Origin of the sequence: Campylobacter sp. 2457A (assembly GCF_020135895.1) — a bacterium.
GTDB lineage: Bacteria > Campylobacterota > Campylobacteria > Campylobacterales > Campylobacteraceae > Campylobacter_D > Campylobacter_D taeniopygiae.
Window position 1 is genome coordinate 36,014 of record NZ_JACHTO010000003.1, and the last position, 16,747, is coordinate 52,760.

The window sequence follows — 16,747 nt, forward strand, 5'->3', positions numbered from 1 at the left end:
TTGTAAAATCGCTTTTTAAGATTAAAATTCAATTTTAATTTAAAAAATGTTAATAGAAAATCGTTATTGATTTTAGTTTAAAAATAAAGGATTATTATGCTTCAAACTTGTATTTTTCCTGCGGCTGGTTATGGGACTAGATTTTTACCTGCTACGAAAAGTCTGCCTAAAGAAATGTTGCCTATACTTACTAAACCCTTAATCCATTATGGAGTTGATGAGGCTTTAGAAGCTGGAATGGATAATATGGGCTTTGTCACAGGAAGAGGTAAGAGAGCTTTAGAGGATTATTTTGATATTTCTTATGAATTAGAACATCAAATTTCTGGGACAAAAAAAGAATACTTACTTAAAGACATACGATCTTTAATTGATCAATGTACCTTTACTTTTACACGTCAAAATGAAATGCGTGGTTTAGGTGATGCCGTGCTTAAAGGAAAGCCTTTGGCGGGAGATGAAGCGTTTGGGGTTATTTTAGCTGATGATTTATGCGTGAATGAAAACGGCTTAAATGTAATGGCACAAATGGTTAAGATTTATGAAAAATATCGTTGTACTGTTATAGCGGTTATGGAGGTACCAAAAGAACAAGTTTGTAATTATGGAGTGATCGCTGGAAATACAGTAGAGGAGAATTTGATCATGGTAAATTCTATGATAGAAAAGCCTGATCCTGATGAAGCTCCGAGTAATTTAGCTATTATTGGAAGATATATTTTAACTCCGGATATTTTTGGAATTTTAGAAAATACAAACGCGGGTAAAAATGGAGAAATTCAACTTACAGACGCACTTTTAACGCAAGCAACTAGTGGTATGGTTTTGGCTTATAAATTTGAGGGAAGGCGTTTTGATTGCGGTAGTGTTGAAGGTTTTGTCGAGGCGACAAATTATTTTTATGAGAAGAGCAAATGCTAAAAAATTCGATTTTTTTTAAAAAAGTAGAATTTTCTACCATTACTTCTTATGCTTATCGCATCAATGATGAGGTTCAAAGCGGTGAAATAGGGTATTATCATCTTTTTAATACGAGTTTGCCACTCGTTGAAGAAAGTTTAGAATTTATCAAAAAACAAGATCATGTTAGAAATATTGTTTTGATTGGAATGGGCGGATCAAGTTGCGGAGTTAAGGCTTTAAAAGATATGCTTTTAAATCAAAAAAGCAAGGATAAAGAGCTTTTTATCCTTGATAATACAAGTACTTATTCTTTATTTTCTGTACTGGAAAAACTCAATTTAGAAGAAAGTTTATTTTTAATCACAAGTAAAACAGGTAGCACTATAGAGGTTGTTTCGCTTTTTAAATTGATCATTGATTATTTTAAGATTGAAATTTCTAATTTAAAAAAATATTTTGTTTTTATTACGGATGAGAATTCTAAATTGCATCAAGAAGGTGAAAATTTAGGCATTAAAAGTTTTTTTATTCCTTCAAATGTTGGGGGACGCTTTAGCATTCTTTCAGCTGTTGGTATTGTGCCACTTTGTTTTTGTGGCTATGATGTAAAAGCTCTTTTAGAAGGTGCTAAGGCTTGTTTTGATGATTTTTTTATCCATAAAAAAGAAGAAATTTTACAAAAGGCTTATCATTATTGCACGCATAAAAATGCAAATATCAATGTACTTTTTTCCTATGATGATGTTTTTAAGGGTTTTAATGAGTGGTATATTCAATTAATCGCAGAAAGTCTTGGAAAAAAGCAAGGTTATAAACGCATAGGACTTACGCCCATTGCTTTAATAGGTGCAAGGGATCAGCATAGTTTCTTGCAATTAATCATGGATGGCCCAAAAAATAAAACCATCACTTTTTTAAAAGTAAAAGACAATGAAAAATCGCCTATAATTCCTGATATTCATTTTAAATTTTTAGATTCTTTGAGTAATAAAGTCAATTTACACGATCTTTTAAACGCACAATGTGATGCGACAATGCATGCTTTGATTTCTGAAAATTTAAGCGTAGATGTTATAGAAATGGAAAAACTTGATGCTTGGCATGCGGGTTATTTGATGTATTATTATGAGCTTTTTACCTCAGCTTGTGGCATAATGCTAGGTATTAATACCTACAATCAGCCTGGTGTTGAAGTGGGGAAATTGATTTTAAAAAATATTTTAAAATCCTAACCATTTTTTAAATAAAAAGAGTATAATAGTTATTAGATAAATTATATGATATAAATTTTTAACTAATAATAATTATTATTTAAGAATTTTATGTTATAATTTTCAAAAATTAAAAAAGGAGTTTAAAATGTCAGTTGTTAAACAATTATTACAAATGCAAGCGGATGCTCATCACTTATGGATTAAATTCCATAATTATCATTGGAATGTAAAAGGTTTGCAATTTTTTTCAATCCATGAATATACAGAAAAAGCTTATGAAGAAATGGCAGAGCTTTTTGATGATTGTGCTGAAAGGATTTTACAACTTGGTGAAAAAGCGATCACTTGCCAAAAAGTTTTAATGGAAAATGCAAAAAGTCCTAAAGTGGGTAAAGATTGCTTTACACCAACTGAAGTGATCGAGTTAATCAAACAAGATTATGAGTATCTTTTGGCTGAATTTAAAAAGTTAAATGAGGCTTCGGAAAAAGAAGGAGATACAACTACAGCCGCATTTGCACAGGAAAATATTGCAAAATATGAAAAAAGTCTTTGGATGCTTAGCTCCACTTTACAAAACACTTGCAAAATGTAATCATAAAGGGGTTTTTACCCCTTTATGATTTTGATACTTTTTTAAATTTATCATCTAAAAAATCTTTAACTCGTCAAGAATTAAATTTCAAAGAAAAATTACACTCTAAATTTCAAGAAAATAAACAATATTTGATCCAAATGTATCATTATTCTTTGCTTTCTCATGCTGCTTATTTGAATTTAGATTTAAAAGATATCTTTGTTAAAGTTGGCCAAAAAGAACTCTTTAGGGTTTTAACAAATTTTTCTTATAAAAATGGTATAGCCATAGGAAAATTTGATCCTTTTGTGGCATTTTATTTTATAAAAAATTTCGTTTTACTCGCTCATATTAATGAAAATTTCTTAGAATCTAAAGGTGGTTTTAGAGCGAGTTTGTTTCAAGATAGAAACACTCAAGAATTTATTTTAGCCATTGTTGGGAGTGATTTAAGGCCGATTAAATTTGATCTTGGAGATATTTGGAGTGATTTTTTAATTTTAAATCACAAAATCCCCAAAGCACAATATTTATCTCTTTGCTCTTTTTATAAAAAACTCAAATTAAAATTTCAATTTAAAAAAATCACTCTAGTAGGGCATTCTTTAGGGGGATATTTAGCACAAATTTTTATGGCGCGTTTAGGATTTGCTGTAGATAGAATTTATACCTTTCAAGCTCCTGGGCTTTCTAAAAATATAAAAAATAACAGCTTACATATAAAAAATAATTCTTATCATTTTTATACCCATCATTTGCCTAAGGAGCAAATTTGTTGGCATCATTTTAATTTTGTCCAAGCCTTGTACTCTAAGAAGGGAAATGAGATCATCTTAAATTTAGGAACAAGATTGCATCATCCAAGACTTTGTCCTGTGATGATTTATAAAGTTTTAAAACTTTTATGAAGAAAAAATTATTATAATATCCTTTTTAAAAGGAAAAAAATGAAAGTATTGAATTTTTTCTATGAAAATGCACCCAAATTTGAAATAAGCTATGAAAGAAAAGTGCAAATTTCACAAGCCAATATCATCCTTAAAGGCCCTAAAAAATCAGGTAAAAAAACCTTAATTTTTAATTATCTATCCCAATTTAAACCCGAAGAAATTTTATTTTTAAATTTAAGTGATATACGTTTTGAAAAAGAGAGTTTAAAACAACTTGGAGTTTTTTTACAAAATCATCATCAAATCAAAATTCTTTGTCTTTATGATCTTGATTTTACTTCGGATTTGCAAGATATCAAAATTCCTATTATAGTAAGCACAGATAAAAAAGATTTACATTTTAAAGATTTTAAAGAACTTTGGCTTGATTATTTTGATTTTGAAGAATTCATAAGTATCAATAAAAAAAATCTACCCATTAATCACTTAGTAGGGCTTTTTTTGCAAACTGGACGCAGTGAATTGAGCCAAAAAAATGAGCTTTTAAAGCAAAGTTTTAACTTTTTAGAGCTTGAAATTTTAAAATATTTAGCCAAAAATTTAGGGCAACAAATCAGCATTTCTAAGTTATTTTTAGAGTTTAAAACAAAGATAAAAACTTCAAAAGACAGTGTTTATCATGCCATAAAAGAGCTTGAAAATCGTTATATTATTTATCCTATTATGCATGGTGAAAAAAAACTTCAAAAGATTTATTTTAGAGATTTTGGTTTAAGGAATAATCTTTGCATTTATAAGGATTTTGCGCATTTATTTGAAAATGTGATTTTAAATGAGCTTTTTAAATTTCAAGAAGATTTTTTTTACAATAAATATTTTCATTTTTTTAGCAAAGAGTTAAAAATCGCTTATATTTCTAGTCCGACTTTGGATATTGATTTGATTAAAATTCGTGCAAGAAAAATCGTTTCTAAGGCTTTAGAATTAGGAATTTATAATGTGATATTTATCACCCTTTCGAGTGAAGATAGTTTTTTAGAGCAAGGGGTTAAATTTGAAATTTTGCCTTTTGATAAATTCGCACTTGGTTTTTAATTTTTAAAAAGATCTAAGCTTGGCTTAGAATTAAGATTATCGTATTTTTCAAGATGATATTTATCCATGACCTTTGTTACGATATCGATATAAAAATCTTTACGTTCTGAATAAGCGTGCAAGGTTCTTATAGCTTCAAAGCCTTTTATAAGTTTGCCTTCTTTCATATCTTGATACCTTGCTTCTCTAAAATTAGCGTAAGCAAAATGTCTGTTTAAATTTAAAACGTAAGAATTAACACTATCTTGTAAAGAATCAAAAATTTTAATTTTATGCTTTTTATTAGGATGTCTTAGATCAGGAATCAAGCCTTTATCACCCCAAGTCCATTCCCCAAAAAGATTGTTTGCTTCTTTTGCAAAACGACTAGTGCCGGTTGCGCTTTCAACTAAAGCTTGTGCTATGCCCATAGATTTTGGGATAGGAGCGATTCTTTTTTTATACTCGTAATAATCAAAAAGATTTTGCACTCGATATTTTTCTTTGAGTTCTAAAAGTTTGGCAAAAGCTTGTTGATTGGCCAATCTAAAGCCATTTTGAAATTCGTATTTAAAAAATGCATCGATGAAATCTTGCTCTTTAGCGATTTCTTTAAAACTTTCATCAAACATCGCATTCATTTTGACAAAAAAAACTTGCCTTTTTTCTTCTATGCTTAAGTTATAATAATCTTCCCCAAAGCCATCTTCTAAATTTGATGTAGCAAAAATTTGACTCAAAAAAAGACTAAGAAAAATTATAATTCGCCTCAAAACAGTATCTTACCTTTCCTTTAAAAAACAATTCTTCATGTTCTAATCTAAAATCAACTTTTTCTCCGCTTTTTGGAAATACGCTAGCTTTATCTTGAATTTTTTGCTCTAAAAATGCAAGATAAAAACAAGCTCCCATTCCTGTTCCACAAGCTAAAGTTTCATTTTCGACACCGCGTTCAAAGGTTCGTACCTTTAAGGAATTTTCATTTATGATTTTTGCAAAATTGACATTTGCATCATACTTTTTTCTCATTTTTTCACAAAGTATGATATCAAATTCATCTAAATTTTTACAAAAATGTACTAAATGTGGCACTCCAGTATCGCAAATTTGCCAAGTTTTTCCAAATTCTTCAAATGGGCTTTTTATATTTTTAACTTGTCCAAATGAAATTTCTACCAAATCATTTTCAACTTCGGCCTTGATCACACCTGCTCCAGTTAAAAAAGTCATTTTTGATGGTGTTTTATTGATATGATGTGCAAAATGTGCCGCAGCCCTTGAGCCATTGCCACACATACTTGCATAAGAGCCATCATTGTTATAAAATTCCCATTCAAAATCGTATTTTTCATGAGGCAAGATCACGATAAAACCATCTGCACCTATGCCTTTATAGCGATCGCAAATTTCTTTAGCTAATTCACTTCTATTTTCTTTTTTATCAGCATTTGTAATGATAAAATCATTGCCATTAGCACAATATTTATAAAATTTCAAATTATTCCTTTGGAGATTTTTTTAATCGTCAGTATGCATTCTTTTTCAAAATCGGCATAAGAGCCAGTATTTTTTATAATCAAATCCGCTTTTTTAAGTTTTTCTTCGATATCCATTTGAGAATAAAGCCTTTCTTTGGCAGCTTTTAAATTTAAATTATCCCTTTTCATAAGTCTTTCTAGGCTTAATTCTTTAGGAGAATATATCAAGATCACTTTGCCTAAATTCTCATAAGCTTTGCTTTCAAAAAAAAGTGGAATTTCAACGAAATAGGGTTTATTTTGTTTTTCTAAAATTTGCATTTGCTCTAAAATTTGCATTCTGATTTTTGGGTGGGTAAAATCTTCTAATATTTTTTTTGCTTCCTGATCGTTAAAAATGATACTACCAAGAATTTTTCTATCGATTTTTTTGTTTTCTTTTAATAATTTTTGATTTTTTGTATTGAATTTTGAAAACATTTGTGCAAGTTCTAAAGAGTGTTGATCTAAAATTTCATGAGCGATTTCATCTGCGCTGATGCTTTGAAATCCCATAGAATTTGCAATTTGTATAAAAGTGCTTTTGCCGCAAGCGATTGAAGCGGTTACAAAAAAAGCATTCTTCATCTTATGCCTTATTAAAACTTTTTTCGTTAAAATAACTTTTTATTTCTTAAAGGAAAATTAATGAAAATTTCATACGAAGATGCTGGAGTAAGTATAGATAACGGTAATGCTTTTGTTGAAGCTATAAAGCCACTTGTAAAAGAAACTTTTAATGAAAATGTTATCGGTGGCATAGGATCTTTTTCAGGTGCTTTTAGAATGCCAAGTGGCTTTAAAAAGCCTGTGATGTTAAGTGCTACAGATGGAGTTGGGACTAAACTTCGCTTAGCTATAGACGCAAAAAAATACGACACCATAGGGCAAGATTTGGTTGCGATGTGTGTGAATGATCTTATTTGCAATTTTGCTACGCCTTTATTCTTTTTGGATTATTATGCTACGGCTAAATTAGAAGTGGATGTTGCAAAAGTTGTTGTTGAAGGGATCGCTAAGGGTTGTAAGTTGGCAAATTGTGCTTTAATCGGCGGTGAAACTGCTGAAATGCCTGGAATGTATGCAAAAGATGATTTTGATCTTGCGGGTTTTGCTGTGGGCATGGCTGAAGAAGATGAAATCGATCGAAGCAAATTTGTAAAAAATGGTGATATTTTATTAGCACTTCCAAGTTCTGGACTTCATTCTAATGGCTATTCTTTAGCTAGAAAAGTGCTTTTTGAAAGTTTAAAGATGAAGTTTGATGATAAAGTAGAAGGAAAAAATTTAATCGATGTTTTATTGGAGCCTACAAGAATTTATGTGCGTGAATTTCTTACTTTAAAACCTTTTATCAATGCTTTAGCACATATTACTGGTGGAGGCTTGGTTGAAAATTTACCGCGTGTTTTACCGCGTGGAATGGGAGCAATCATCCGAAAACATCATCTTAAAACCCCTGAAATTTTCTATACCATAGGCGAAGCGGTTGAAGAAAATGAAATGTATAGAAGTTTTAATATGGGTGTTGGTTTAGTGATGGTGGTTGATCCATCAAATGTAAGCAAGGTTTTAGAGGCAAGTGATGCTTTTATCATCGGTGAAATTGTGATCAATGAAGGTATAGTTTTAGAGTGAAAGCAAATTATTACGATGCTTTATGCACGCAAATGTATGAAATTTTGCATACAAAGGCTCCTGAAGATGAATTAAATTTTTATCTTTCTTATGCTAAAAAAGAGTATAAAATTTTAGAAATGATGTGCGGAAGTGGACGTTTTTTACTCCCTTTTATAGAGCGCGGTTTTGATATTAGCGGGGTAGATAATTCTATTTTTATGCTGGAAAAACTAAAAGAAAAAGAGCCAAACGCAAAGATTATACAGAGTGATGTTTTAGATTTTTTTACTCATGAACGTTTTGATTATATTTTTATAAGTTCGGGTTCGATTTGTTTGATTGGTGATGTAAATGAGTGTAAAGAGTTTTTAAAAAAACTAAAATCTTTTTTGGTAAAAGGTGGAAGATTGGTCTTTGCGCTTGACACTATAGCGACAAAATGTAAAGATGATGAGGATTATAAAATAAGCGTTAGTGTTAAAACAAAGCAAAATTTTGACTTGTTTTTGAAAAGTAAAAATCATTATGATGAGCTTACAAAGACTCAATTTTCACCTTCAATTTATGAATTATACGATAAAGATAAGCTTTTAAAAAGTGAAACTATGGATTTTAAAATCCATCTTTATGATTTAGAGGAAATAAAAAATATTTTACAAGAGCTTGACTTTGAGTGCTTTTTTATATATTCTTCTTTTGATAAAAGAATTGCTAAAGATGATACAAGTGAAATGTTTTTATGTGAATGTATCAATTAAGAAAAGGAGATAAATAATGAAAAGTATAGATTTACGGGGGGGGGTATAAGCAACTTTGCGTAGGATTTTATTGTCCTTATGCTATAGGAGATATGATTGCAAGTTTAAAAATGCTTTATGTGCTCAAAGCAATTTTTAATGCCAAGGTGATTATATTTTGTAGAAAAAATATCCAAACTCTTGTAGAAAGTTTAGATTTTGTTGATGGATTTGAAGTGATCAATCCTTTTAAAAGTGAAAATCTAACTTCGATTTTAGAAAAAATTAATTCTTATCATTTTGATTATATTATTCCATATCATTCTAGATCTTTTGAAATTAAATTCTTATTGCAAAGTAATGCTAAGTATATCATTGCTAGACTTAAATGGATAAGTTTTTTTCATCCGCGTTGCATCACTTTTAGTTTTAAGAAGCGATTTTTTAGAAATAAAAGTATAAAAACAAGAATGCCATATTGTATAAGAAAAATCAATCCAAAACTTTTTGATGAAAAAATTAAAAATTTATCCTTTGATACTAGAATCAAAATTTCAGCCGAGAATGAAATTTTTATTCAAAATTTCTTAAATTCTTACAAGTTAAAAGAAAAAGATTTTATCGTGATCAATCCTTTTGCTATCACAACTTCATATAATCTAAGCATTCAAGATTACATCACTTTAATTTGTAAAGCCAGTTTGATGAAAAAAGTTATCATTCCTACCTATGAAGTAGTCCATCAAGAATTTATGGAGCAAATAAATAGCTTAGATACTTTGTTAAATAAACAAATTTTTATTTTTAAAAATAATGAGGATATTTTAAATTTAGTCGCCTTGCTTAGCTACTCTAAATGTTTGATTAGTCCTAGTACAGGAACGATTCACCTTGCTACCAATCTTGAAATCCCAAGCATAGGTTTATATCCTTATAAGGATGATGTGCAATGGCCAACTTTTAATAAAAATTATGTTTTTATCCCAAAACCACAAAAAGAGTTAATCAAGGAAGAGATTGATGAAATCATTGAGGAATGTTTAGATAGGTTAAAGCAATTAATTGATTAAAATTTGTTCGTTAAAATATAGAGATTTTCTGGATAATTTTTATTGGAATACTTTGTCAAATAGAAATTATGATCTAAGCGCTAAAAATCCAAATGTTAAAGAAGAAAAATCTTTGCGTGAAGTGGAAGAAATTTTAGAGGAATTAAAACAAAATCAAGAAAAAGCTAAAGAGTTATTTGTTGGCATCTTAAAAACTATAAGATAAACTAGATTTAAAATGATTTATATATAATAAAAAGCTTAAATTATTTTTTTTACAAGGAAAATTTATGGAAGATCGACAAAAAATCGCTAGAAATGTGAAAATTTTTGCTCTTACAAGTTTAACTCTCAGTGTGTTGGCTATAATACCTTTAATAGGCCCTCTCTTTAATATAGCTAGTTGGATTTTATATATCATTGTTTTTTATAAACTCAAAGTTCATGCTGGCGCTAAGAAGTTATTTATTAATTTTTTTAGCATAGTGGGTATTGTTGTGCTTGGCGTCATCATTGAAATTATTTTGAGGTATGCTTTTCATAGTCAAGACATTACTATCCTAGTTGTAGAATTTTTATTGTATGTTATCGTGTTAGCAGTTTCTTATAAATTTGCTAAGAATATGTTTTATGAAATCGCAAGAGTAACTCATCAAAAATATTTTATCAAAGCTTTTTATATGTATTTTATAGGTATGTTAACAATATTTCTTGTCTTTCCAATTATACTTATTTTCATTGGTTTTATTTATCATATCCTAGCTTGGATTAAATTTAAAAGTTTTGATGAAGAGATAGAAATAAATAATATAGAAAATCAAATTGATTTAAACTCAAAAAAATAAAAGGAAATCTTATTGGAAAATCGACAAAAAATCGCTAGAAATGTGAAAATTTTTGCTCTTATAGGTTTAACGCTTGGCTTGTTAGGTTTTACTCCTATGATAGGTTTATATTTTAGTTTAGTTAGCTCTATTTTATTTATCATTGTTTTTTATAAACTCAAAGTTCATGCCGGTGCTAAGAATTTATTTAGTAATTTGTTTAGTATAATAGGTATTAATCTAGCTTTTTTAATGCCTGTATTTTTAATTTTACATGCAAAAGGTATGATAGGCAATGAATATATGATAGTGCTAATTACGGCATGTATGATTTTTGATTATTTATTATCTTATAAATTTGTCAAAAATATATTTTATGAAATCGCAAGAGTAACTCATCAAAAATATTTTATCAAAGCTTTTAAGTTGTTTTTTATAGGTTTGTTAATCTTTATTGTAGGCATGGGTTTATCTTTAGGGAATTTAGAAATGAAAGTTATTAATCTAGGTTTCGTTCCTATAGGTGGCAATATAGATTTTAAAAGTATTTCTATCTTAGCAGTTGCTTCGATTTTGCTTTGTGTGGGAGTTATATTTTCTCTTGTAAGTTTTATTTATCATGCTTTAGCTTGGTTAAATTTTGAAAGCTTTGATGAAGAGAAAAAAGAAAAAAACTATACAACAACCACTCAAGGATTAAAACTTATCAAAATTATAATGATTTCTAATTTATCATTAAATTTTATTTTAAATATTGGCTTATGGGTTGATTTTAAGTTTATTTTCAATGGTTTGAATTTTCTTTCTAATTCTATGCAAATTGTTAATATTACTGGAATTTGTCTTTTTTATACACTTTCTTTTATATCTGTCATGCTGCTTTGCAAAAAAATACGATCGTATAAAATGTTATTGTTTTTTATTTCGTGGATGGTTTTTGGTTGTATCGGTAGCTATGTGATTCCGCTATTTGATTATTTTACATCTTTATATGGGTTTTTTCTTTGTAGTGCCTTATTTTTAATTTTAAGTATTACATCAGCATTTTTCTTTTTTAAAGAACTAGTCAAAATAAGTGGAATGAAAATCTTTTTTGTAGTTTTTAGTTTTTTATTTATTTGTGGTTTTTATGTTTGGTTTCAACCAATAGCAGATATTTTAATAGATCGTTTTTTAAGATTTTCTGATTCGGGATATTTACTAGATTTTTTTAGTTTAAGCGATCTTGTAGAATCTTATCCTGTAGTTTTAATTGATTTGATAAATTGCATCTATATCATCCTTTCTATTGTTGCTTGGAGTCGGTTGAAAATAAAAATTATGCCTAAGGCATAAACTAATCAACTAAAAGTTTGAATTATTTTTACAAGGAAAATCTATGAAAAATCGACAAAAAATCGCTAGAAATGTGAAAATTTTTGCTCTTATAGGTTTAATGCTTGGCTTGTTAGGTTTTACTCCTATGGTAGGTTTATATTTTAGTTTAGTTAGCTCTATTTTATTTATCATTGTTTTTTATAAACTTAAAATTCATGCCGGTGCTAAGAATTTATTCAGTAATTTTTTTATTGCCATATTTATAAATTTAATTTTCTTTTCATTTGCTATTTTAATTTTGCATCCAACCGGTCATATAAGTTTTGAACATGTAGTGGAAATAATTGCAGTATGTATGATTATTGATTGTTTATTATCTTATAAATTTGTCAAGAATATATTTTATGAAATCGCAAGAGTAACCCATCAAAAATATTTTATCAAAGCTTTTAATTTGTTTTTTATAGGTTTATTTATATTTGTTGTAAGTGTGAGCATAGGTTTATTTTTATTAAATTTAAATGTTGATTTTTCTCTTTCTTATATACTTAATGTGCTTTTAGATAGAGGATTTGATGAGAATAACGCCTTTTTTTCAATTGGTGCTTCAATCTTAATTTTTATAGCAGCTTTATTTTTAATTATAGGGTTTATTTATTATGTTTTAGCTTGGTTAAATTTTGAAAGCTTTGATGAAGGGATGAAAGAAGAAAATTATACAACAACTACTCAAGGATTAAAGCTTATTAAAATTATAATGATTTTTGCTTTAATATCAAATTTTCTTTTGAACACTAGTGTTCAGATTGTTTATGATTTTATTTTCCCTTATATTTTTTTCTCAGAAATAGAAGTTTTTAATTTCGAGTCGATTTTTTCCCCTAAAGCAATTGCAATTGTTTTAGAATGTCTTTTTTATATATTTTCTTTTATATCTATTTTATTACTTTGTAAAAAGATACGATCGTATAAAATGTTATTGTTTTTTATTTCGTGGATGGTTTTTGATTGTATCGGTAGTCATTTGATTCCGCTATATGTGATTCCGCTATATGATTATTTTACATCTTTATATGGGTTTTTTCTTTGTAGTGCCTTATCTTTGATTTTAAGTATTACATCAGCATTTTTCTTTTTTAAAGAACTAGTCAAAATAAGCAGCATGAAAATCTTTTTTGTAGTTTATATTTTTTTCTTTGCTTATCATTTTTACCCAATAGATAATGTGCTGGTAATTTCTCAATTAGAAGATCTTATGAAATTTTTTGGCTTAAATGATTTTATAAAAGTTTATTTAAAAAGTTTTATAATGTTTTTTGATCTAGAAAAATTTACTTATTTTCGTATTAATTTAAATTGTATCTATATCATCCTTTCTATTGTTGCTTGGAGTCGGTTGAAGATAAAAATTATGCCTAAGGCATAAAAACTATATCAACCAAACTCTCATTTTCTAAAATTTCACATTCTTTAGGAACGATCATTAACGCAGCCTTGTGATTAAGGTTGTTAATGATCGCACTAGAGCCTTCTTTTTTCCCTTCTAAATTGACTAAAATACGTCCCTCTTTAAATTCTACATTACAAGCAACGAATTCTAAATAAGGCGTTTTTTTCTTATAACTTCCTTGCAAGAAAGCTTTAGTGATATAATCTTTTTCTTGACACAACCAAGAATTTAAAATCTCTCTTGCATAAAGATTAAACATCACCATAGCAGAGTATGGAAAACCAGGTAAGGCGATGATGAATTTATGATTTGCTTTAGCGATTTTGATGTGGCGTCCTGGTTTGATATCTACTTTATCAATGATGATTTCATACTCTTTAACAGCGCTTTTCAAAAAATCAAAATCTCCCATAGAAACTCCGCCTGTCGTGATTAAAATATCGCAGGATTCTAAAGCACTTTCTAAAGTTTTTAGCGTCGCTTTTTCATCATCTTTTAAAAGTGGAAAAACCCTTGTATCACAAGCTAAATTTTTAGCTAAATTAGCGATAGCAATGTGATTAGAGGAGCGAATTTGAGCAGGATTGTCCAAGGTTTCTCCTAGATCTTTGATTTCACTACCGCTGCTTAAAACTCCAATGATTGGTTTTACAAAAACGCTGATGTGAAAAAAGCCTAATTCTGCTAAAAGTGCAATTTCACTATAATTTAATTTTGTACCTTTTTTGAGTAAAATTTCATCTTTTTTATAATTTTCTCCAATTTTTCTAACCGCAAAACCTTTTTTAACGCTTTTTTCTATAAAAATTTGATCTTTTTCCATGCGGACGTTTTCAACTGGAACAAGCGTGTCGCTTCCTAAACTCATCAAAGAGCCTGTAAAAGTTTTGACACAAGTTCCATTTGTTACTTCAAATTGTGGCATGGTGCCCGCAGGGGTTGCGCCTAAAATTTTTAAAGCTTTATCTTGATCTTCAAATTTAATCGCATAGCCATCCATAGCCGAAGTTTCCATTTCAGGCTGATTTTTAAGAGCTTTAATATCACAAGCTAAGATACGTCCTAAACATTGAGTGAGTGCTATTTTTTCTATTCTTTCATAACTTTTTATATGAGAATGTAAAATTTTTAAACTTTCTTCATAAGAAATTAACATTAATTATCCTTTACCAATTTAAATTCCAAATCTTTATAATCATAATAAACACTATAAATTTCATCAGGAGCACCGAAAACACGATGAAAATCTTTCCATAAAGGAAAGATTTTTCAAGTTTGTTTATCGCTTTTTGGTTTTTTATCACTTAAAGCTGTTGCTTTAAAAATTTGTTTGATCATGATAAAATTCCAGCCCCTAAAAGCTTACTTGATCTATCTAGGGCATAAATTCTTTCACCATGTTTAAGATCGTATTTCCAAATGGGTGCATTAGCTTTAAAATCTTCTACAAAGTCACTTATAAGTTTTAAGCCTAATTTTCTTTGTTTGCTTAAAACACCTGCAAAATATGAACTTTCTCCAACTTTTACATCGCCAATAGAATGCGCAAATAAAAGATAAACAGGCTCTTTTTGAAGTCTTTCTTGCCAATTTTTAAACCAAGAAATGAGTAAAGGCTCGTAAATATCAAAACTCAAACCTTCTACCTTATCATCATCTCTGACTATGCCGCAAAAAGTGATTAAAGCCCCACAATTTTGTTTGATGCTAAATTCATACCATTTTGTATAAATTTCAGGGATATTTAAAGGGCCTTTATGGAGTGAAAAGTATTCCATCAACCACCGCCAACAGGAGGTAAAAGTGCGATTTTATCTCCATCTTTAAAAGTTGTATTTTCATTAAAAATGATTTCGTCATTTAAGGCTACCGCACAAAGATCAAGCCATTTTTTCAAACTTTCATCTTGTTTTAAAAATTCTTTTAATTCTTTTAAATTTTTAACTTCTAATTCCAAACTAGCTTTATTAATGGGTCCTAAAAATTCAATTTTTACCATTATTTTCCTTTACTTTTAAATTTCCCATCATGCCTAAATCTTCATGTTCTAAAATATGACAATGATACATTCTAAGTCCAACAAAATCTTGTTTCATTCTTAGTCTTAATTCTTCTTTTGGACGCACGTTAATGGTATCTCTTAAGGCTCTAAATTCAGCTTTTTTTATATCACCATTTAGTTTCGATGAAATAAGTTCAAATTGCGTTCCATGTATATGAAAAGGATGATCCATGTGCGAGTCATTGATAACGATCCAATCCTCAACAACTCCAACCTTTGAAATCAAGTCTATGCGGTTTAGATCGTAGGTTTTTTTATTGATTAAAAACATAGAAGCTAAAGCAGCTTTTTGTTCTTCTTTGCTTTTTTTCATCATGCCGTGCATTTTGTGATGATCTTCACTCATTATGATTTCTTTGAAATCTTGCGGATCTTTTAAGGTTTCAAATTTTCTCAAAGTAGAAGGCAGATTTTTAGGATTTTTTTCTATATTAAGATGGGCTAAGAATAAATTTTCTTTCTTTTCCTTAACCATCATTTTATCTCTATCATAATAAATGCTTTCTAGTTTTAACTCCCCTTTTTTATCCGTTTGTATGAAAACTTCCACTCTTGAAGCAGGAGCTAAAAATAATTCTTCTTTGATTATAGGTTTTTCTATAAGCCCACCATCAGTTCCTACTAAGATAAATTTAGCGTTTTGAATTTTTAAGTTTAAATATCTTGCTGAACAAAGATTATAAAGACGAATTCTTTCACCTTGTAAAGAAATTTTAGGTTGATATTGTCCATTGATCAAGACAAATTCACCCTCTCTTCCATTAAGCCAATCTGTTAAAGTATTTTCAGGAATTTGCGCGTTTTCATCGAGTCTTAAATCACTAAAAACTAAATCTTTTTCATCAAAATGAGATAAAGCATCTTTTCTAGCCTTGATCACAAAAATTCCAGCAAGCCCCATATAAACTTGTTTAGAGGTGATGTAATGAGGATGTGGATGATACCAGTATGTGCCTGCAGAATTTAAAGGCAATGTGAAACGATAAATTTTTTCCTTTCCTGCTAAAATAGGATCATGTGGGCTACCGTCTTGATCAGGAGGAACAGGAACTCCGTGCCAATGTATGGTTGTAGGTTCTTTGAGTTGATTTTTGACTAAAATTTCAACCGTGTCGCCTTCATAAACTTCTATTTTTGGGCCAGGGATTAAACCATTGTAAGTGTAGCATTTGGTTTTTTTGCCTTTGATGAGTTCTATTTGGCTTTCTTTAATCTCTATAGTAGCGCGGAAAAAATTTTTTTCTTTACTTTCATTTTTAAGCAAAGTTAATTTTTTTAGTTTTTTTTCACTTGGAAACTGATCCTTGCTAAGAAGTTTAAGATCATTAGGTGCAAAATTGATAAAAGAAGTGTTGATGGCATTAGGGGTATTATTGTGATGCATTTGATGCATAGGGGAACCATAAGCTATACCAATACTTGCTAAACTTAAAGCATTAAATTTTAAAAATTGTCTTCTATTCATTATAAATTCCTTAAATGATAAAATCGTATTATAATCATTATTTTTAAA

At 29.0% G+C, this 16,747-nt stretch carries 18 protein-coding genes and 1 pseudogene; 12 read left to right on the forward strand and 7 right to left on the reverse strand.

The genetic code is table 11. The features are described 5' to 3' along the window. Nucleotides 1–96: 96 nt before the first annotated feature. From galU to H2280_RS01720, 5 genes are all read left to right on the forward strand, one after another. Nucleotides 97–921, forward strand: coding sequence for a UTP--glucose-1-phosphate uridylyltransferase GalU (galU, locus tag H2280_RS01700; RefSeq protein ID WP_337215482.1), 825 nt, complete (start codon nucleotides 97–99; stop codon nucleotides 919–921). Next, on the forward strand, nucleotides 915–2,135 hold the full coding sequence (locus H2280_RS01705; RefSeq protein WP_337215483.1) for a glucose-6-phosphate isomerase: 1,221 nt from the start codon (nucleotides 915–917) through the stop codon (nucleotides 2,133–2,135). The genes galU and H2280_RS01705 overlap by 7 nt, the downstream gene beginning before the upstream one ends. A 127-nt stretch (nucleotides 2,136–2,262) precedes the next feature. Then, the gene (locus H2280_RS01710; RefSeq protein ID WP_337215484.1) at nucleotides 2,263–2,712 is read left to right on the forward strand and encodes a Dps family protein; all 450 of its coding nucleotides are present in this window, start codon (nucleotides 2,263–2,265) and stop codon (nucleotides 2,710–2,712) included. After that, nucleotides 2,700–3,602 (forward strand): lipase family protein, encoded by a 903-nt coding sequence (locus tag H2280_RS01715; RefSeq protein WP_337215485.1) that lies wholly within the window; start codon nucleotides 2,700–2,702, stop codon nucleotides 3,600–3,602. The genes H2280_RS01710 and H2280_RS01715 overlap by 13 nt, the downstream gene beginning before the upstream one ends. A 39-nt stretch (nucleotides 3,603–3,641) precedes the next feature. Next, nucleotides 3,642–4,679 (forward strand): ATP-binding protein, encoded by a 1,038-nt coding sequence (locus H2280_RS01720; RefSeq protein WP_337215486.1) that lies wholly within the window; start codon nucleotides 3,642–3,644, stop codon nucleotides 4,677–4,679. Here the strand turns inward: H2280_RS01720 and H2280_RS01725 are convergent. Genes H2280_RS01725 through coaE form a run of 3 tightly spaced genes read right to left on the reverse strand, consistent with a single transcriptional unit; the run spans nucleotide 4,676 to nucleotide 6,763 of the window. Beyond that, complete coding sequence (locus H2280_RS01725; protein ID WP_137623079.1) at nucleotides 4,676–5,431, reverse strand: glucosaminidase domain-containing protein; 756 nt, start codon at nucleotides 5,429–5,431, stop codon at nucleotides 4,676–4,678. The two genes, H2280_RS01720 and H2280_RS01725, sit on opposite strands and share 4 nt — an antisense overlap. After that, nucleotides 5,406–6,155, reverse strand: coding sequence for a diaminopimelate epimerase (gene dapF / locus H2280_RS01730; RefSeq protein ID WP_137623078.1), 750 nt, complete (start codon nucleotides 6,153–6,155; stop codon nucleotides 5,406–5,408). The genes H2280_RS01725 and dapF overlap by 26 nt, the downstream gene beginning before the upstream one ends. After that, a complete protein-coding gene (gene coaE / locus H2280_RS01735) occupies nucleotides 6,152–6,763 on the reverse strand; it encodes a dephospho-CoA kinase (protein ID WP_137623077.1) in 612 nt (203 codons plus the stop codon). Before coaE ends, dapF begins: the two co-directional genes overlap by 4 nt. 60 nt (nucleotides 6,764–6,823) lie before the next feature. Here coaE and purM point away from each other — a divergent pair, with 60 nt between their 5' ends. From purM to H2280_RS01770, 7 genes and pseudogenes are all read left to right on the forward strand, one after another. After that, nucleotides 6,824–7,813, forward strand: coding sequence for a phosphoribosylformylglycinamidine cyclo-ligase (gene purM, locus H2280_RS01740; RefSeq protein ID WP_137623076.1), 990 nt, complete (start codon nucleotides 6,824–6,826; stop codon nucleotides 7,811–7,813). Beyond that, nucleotides 7,810–8,553 carry a class I SAM-dependent methyltransferase gene (locus tag H2280_RS01745; protein WP_337215487.1) on the forward strand — a complete coding sequence of 248 codons (744 nt, stop codon included), beginning with the start codon at nucleotides 7,810–7,812 and terminating at the stop codon, nucleotides 8,551–8,553. The genes purM and H2280_RS01745 overlap by 4 nt, the downstream gene beginning before the upstream one ends. A gap of 92 nt (nucleotides 8,554–8,645) precedes the next feature. Continuing rightward, nucleotides 8,646–9,602, forward strand: coding sequence for a glycosyltransferase family 9 protein (locus H2280_RS01750; protein ID WP_337215488.1), 957 nt, complete (start codon nucleotides 8,646–8,648; stop codon nucleotides 9,600–9,602). A gap of 52 nt (nucleotides 9,603–9,654) precedes the next feature. Then, nucleotides 9,655–9,807, forward strand: a pseudogene (locus H2280_RS01755) (SAM-dependent DNA methyltransferase); the annotation flags it as partial. 64 nt (nucleotides 9,808–9,871) lie between these two features. After that, on the forward strand, nucleotides 9,872–10,426 hold the full coding sequence (locus H2280_RS01760; RefSeq protein WP_337215489.1) for a hypothetical protein: 555 nt from the start codon (nucleotides 9,872–9,874) through the stop codon (nucleotides 10,424–10,426). A 12-nt stretch (nucleotides 10,427–10,438) separates the two neighbouring features. Next, on the forward strand, nucleotides 10,439–11,740 hold the full coding sequence (locus H2280_RS01765; RefSeq protein WP_337215490.1) for a hypothetical protein: 1,302 nt from the start codon (nucleotides 10,439–10,441) through the stop codon (nucleotides 11,738–11,740). Nucleotides 11,741–11,783: 43 nt separating this feature from the next. Beyond that, nucleotides 11,784–13,148: a hypothetical protein gene (locus H2280_RS01770; protein WP_337215491.1), complete on the forward strand. Its 1,365-nt coding sequence runs from the start codon at nucleotides 11,784–11,786 to the stop codon at nucleotides 13,146–13,148. Here the strand turns inward: H2280_RS01770 and H2280_RS01775 are convergent. The 4 genes from H2280_RS01775 to H2280_RS01790 all read right to left on the reverse strand — a co-directional run bounded on the left by H2280_RS01775 (nucleotide 13,138) and on the right by H2280_RS01790 (nucleotide 16,699). Next, nucleotides 13,138–14,328: a molybdopterin molybdotransferase MoeA gene (locus H2280_RS01775; protein WP_337215492.1), complete on the reverse strand. Its 1,191-nt coding sequence runs from the start codon at nucleotides 14,326–14,328 to the stop codon at nucleotides 13,138–13,140. The genes H2280_RS01770 and H2280_RS01775 overlap by 11 nt on opposite strands. A gap of 178 nt (nucleotides 14,329–14,506) precedes the next feature. Continuing rightward, a complete protein-coding gene (locus H2280_RS01780; protein ID WP_137623070.1) occupies nucleotides 14,507–14,950 on the reverse strand; it encodes a molybdopterin synthase catalytic subunit in 444 nt (147 codons plus the stop codon). Next, nucleotides 14,950–15,171, reverse strand: a complete 222-nt coding sequence (locus H2280_RS01785) for a MoaD/ThiS family protein (protein ID WP_337215493.1) — start codon at nucleotides 15,169–15,171, stop codon at nucleotides 14,950–14,952. The genes H2280_RS01780 and H2280_RS01785 overlap by 1 nt, the downstream gene beginning before the upstream one ends. Continuing rightward, nucleotides 15,158–16,699: a multicopper oxidase family protein gene (locus H2280_RS01790; protein ID WP_337215494.1), complete on the reverse strand. Its 1,542-nt coding sequence runs from the start codon at nucleotides 16,697–16,699 to the stop codon at nucleotides 15,158–15,160. Before H2280_RS01790 ends, H2280_RS01785 begins: the two co-directional genes overlap by 14 nt. Between the last annotated feature and the right edge of the window lie 48 nt (nucleotides 16,700–16,747).